This is a genomic window from Streptomyces sp. T39, from assembly GCF_008042045.1.
Lineage (GTDB): Bacteria > Actinomycetota > Actinomycetes > Streptomycetales > Streptomycetaceae > Streptomyces.
In genome coordinates, this window is the sequence record NZ_RDBP01000047.1 from 11788 (window position 1) to 14775 (window position 2988).

Genomic DNA, 2988 nt, shown 5'->3' on the forward strand with positions numbered 1-2988 from the left:
CCGTCCGTGCCCCGTGTGCCGCCGTCGGATCGCCGTGGTCGCGGGCCGCTACGCGCGCCACGATCCGGCCGGCGCCCGGACCGGGTCCGAGCTGGTGTCGTGCCCCGGTTCCCGTCGGCTCGCGCCGCTCGATCCGGCGCTCCAGCCGTCGCTCGACGGCAGCGTGCTGCCGGTGCTGCCGGGCCAGTTGGCCCTGTTCTGACCGCGGCGGCGGTCAGGTCGCGCTGCGTTCGCTCGCCTGCCGCAGACCGGCCCCGGCGTCCCGGCCGGACGTCCTCAGCAGGTCCCGCCAGCGCTCGGCGTCCCACTCGGCCGGCGGCGTGGCGGAGACGAAGTCCTCGATGAGGGCGAGGAATCGGGCCGGGTCGGTGTGGAAGGGGAAGTGTCCCGCGTCCTCGAAGATCTCCAGCCTGCTGCCGGGCATCGCGAGATGCGCGAGATGCGCCTGGTCGGCGGGCAGCACGCCGTCGTGCGCACCCCAGACGAGCATCACGGGCATGCCCTCGGTCAGGTAGCAGCGGTCCAGCATGGTCACCACTTGTCCGCGCCGGTCGACGACGGCCCGCAGGGTGCGGATGAACGCGCTGCGGGCGCCGGCGTCGGGCAGGGCGTCGACGAGGCCGAGCAGTTCGGGCGCGTCCCGGCCGAGTCCGGTGCCGAGTCCGCGCAGCAGCGCGGTGCACAACCGCGCGGACAGGCGCATGCCGGGCAGCCGCAGCGCGGAGAGCAGGAGGTCGGCGCCCGGGAGGGAGACGGCACGCAGGACGGGGTTGACCGCGCGGCCCACTCCCCCGGTGCCGACCAGCACCAGGCGCTCGGTGCGCTCGGGGAACTGGTAGGCGAACTGCATCGCGACGCCGCCGCCGAGCGAGTGGCCGACCAGGGTCACCCGGTCGATGCCGAGGACGCCCAGCAGATCGCGCATGCCGTTGGCGTAGGCGGCGACGGAGTAGTCGGCGCGGGGGCGGTCGGAGGCCCCGTGGCCGAGCAGGTCGGGCGCGATCACGGTGTGGCGGCGCGCGAGTGCGGGAATGAGGTCGGTCCAGGTCGCGGACGAGTCGCCGATGCCGTGGATCAGCAGGATCGCCGGCCCCTCGCCGGCGATCCGGTAGGCCCGGCGGTAGCCGTGGACCGTGCGGTACCGCAGGCGCACATCGGCCGCGGTGACCGGGCGCAGCCGCCCTTGGCGCGTCGGTTTCGTCCGGGGCGGGAGCATCGACGGCCTCCTGCGGGCGTGGGGGCGACGGCTTCCGGCCGCCGTCTGCTCCGAGCCTAGGACCTCCGTCGCACGGGGGGTTTCCGGAAGGTTTCGTGCCGGGTACATGTGCCCGGCGCGGGAGCGAAGACCGTACGACCCGTGCGCGGAAGCGGTCGCGGGTGAGACAGATCGCCTCCCCATTGGGTAGATTGGTCTAAACCAGTGAGCGCTTCAGAGACAGGGATCTTCGTGGAAGTTGTCATCGTTCCGGACTCCGCCGCGGGTGGCGAACTGATCGCCGAAGCCATGGCCGGCCTGCTGCGCCACAAGCCCGACGCCCTGCTCGGCGTCGCCACGGGCTCGACCCCGCTGCCCGTCTACGAGGCCCTGGCGGCGAAGGTCCGGGCCGGAGAGGCGGACACGTCGCGAGCGCGCGTCTGCCAGCTCGACGAGTACGTCGGCCTCCCGGCCGGGCACCCGGAGTCGTACCGCTCCGTGGTACTGCGCGAGGTCGTCGAGCCGCTCGGTCTGAGCGAGACGGCGTTCATCGGGCCGGACGGCACGGCCGACGACGTGGCCGCGGCCTGCCTCGCCTACGACCGGGCGCTGACCGAGGCCGGCGGGGTCGACCTCCAGCTGCTGGGCATCGGCACGGACGGGCACATCGGCTTCAACGAGCCCTGCTCCTCGCTCGCCTCCCGCACCCGCATCAAGACGCTCACCGAGCAGACCCGCGTCGACAACGCCCGGTTCTTCGGCGGCGACATCGAGCAGGTCCCCCACCACGTCATCACCCAGGGCATCGGCACCATCCTGGAGGCGCGTCACCTGGTGCTGCTGGCCACCGGCGAGGCGAAGGCGGACGCCGTGGCCCTCGCGGTCGAGGGCCCGCTGTCCGCCCTGGTGCCCGCGTCGGCCCTCCAGCTGCACCCCCACGCCACGGTGGTCGTCGACGAGGCCGCGGCCTCCAGCCTGAAGCTGGCCGACTACTTCCGCGCGACGTACGCGGCGAAGCCCTCCTGGCAGGGCATCTGAGCACGGGGCGCGAAGCGCACGGCGGGCGGCGGCCGAGGACGGCCGCCGCCCGCCGTGCGTTCCGGCCCGGCGCCGCACGACGGCCCGGCGCCGCACGACGGCCCGGCGCCGCCCCGCCGCGATCCGGCGGCCAGACGACGTGATCGGATTCCGGACGGGGCGCACCCCCTGCGCCCGGCGCACACCGGGAGGCCGCGGATGCGCGGCCCGGCGCGGGGTGGGGGGCCTGACGCGGGGCTCGACGGCGTCTGGGCGGAGGTGGCCGCGCTCGGCGGCGGCGCGAAGCTCGACCCGCACGTCGGCTACTGGGTCGAGTTCACCGACACCGCGTACGCCGACCGCCGCGAGCCGCTGCCGCCGCTGCGTGTCGAGGAGCTCGATCTGCCGGGCCGCCGGGTGCGGTCGTCGCTTGATCCGCACCCGTCGGTGAGACGGCGTCCGGCAGTTCACCCGTACCTGCGTCGCTGGGACCGCCGGCCGCCCGCGGCGCGCGGCAGGGGCGGCACCCGGACCCGCGGGGGCGCGCTGCGGATCGGGGAAGGCGCCTGGATCCCGCTGGAGGACGGGGTGTTCGTCCCTTGCGAGCGCGGCGGGACCTGCCGTCCCGCGGCTTTCTGGACGGTCGCGGCCCGCACGGCCGCGGCTGACGCAGAGTGGCCCGCCGACGTGTCACGCCGTCCGCTGCCGGTGTCCCCGCACGGGGTCGGGGTGCACCACGCGCCGCTCGCGTGGGTGCTCGGCGGGGCTCGGCGGGG

General features: G+C 75.3%; 4 protein-coding genes. 3 read left to right on the forward strand and 1 reads right to left on the reverse strand.

All coding sequences use genetic code 11. The annotated features are described in order from the left end of the window. A partial coding sequence (locus EAO77_RS29860) for a hypothetical protein (RefSeq protein WP_222723709.1) occupies nucleotides 1-202 on the forward strand: 202 nt, incomplete at its 5' end. Nucleotides 203-214: 12 nt separating this feature from the next. On the opposite strand, the gene EAO77_RS29865 is transcribed toward EAO77_RS29860, so the two are convergent. After that, entirely contained in the window at nucleotides 215-1216 is a 1002-nt protein-coding gene (locus tag EAO77_RS29865; protein WP_147991459.1) for an alpha/beta fold hydrolase, read from the reverse strand. Between the two features lie 231 nt (nucleotides 1217-1447). Between EAO77_RS29865 and nagB the strand changes: the two genes are divergently transcribed. Together nagB and EAO77_RS29875 are read left to right on the forward strand one after the other, a co-directional pair. Further along, the gene (gene nagB / locus EAO77_RS29870; protein ID WP_147991460.1) at nucleotides 1448-2233 is read left to right on the forward strand and encodes a glucosamine-6-phosphate deaminase; all 786 of its coding nucleotides are present in this window, start codon (nucleotides 1448-1450) and stop codon (nucleotides 2231-2233) included. 198 nt (nucleotides 2234-2431) lie between these two features. Then, on the forward strand, nucleotides 2432-2988 hold a 557-nt coding region (locus EAO77_RS29875; protein WP_222723708.1), incomplete at its 3' end, for a DUF6519 domain-containing protein.

What these genes read in the sequence shown, in the direction of transcription:
- EAO77_RS29865 (WP_147991459.1), bottom strand. Translation starts at nt 1,216, where the DNA reads ATGCTCCCGCCCCGGACGAAACCGACGCGCCAAGGGCGGCTGCGCCCG.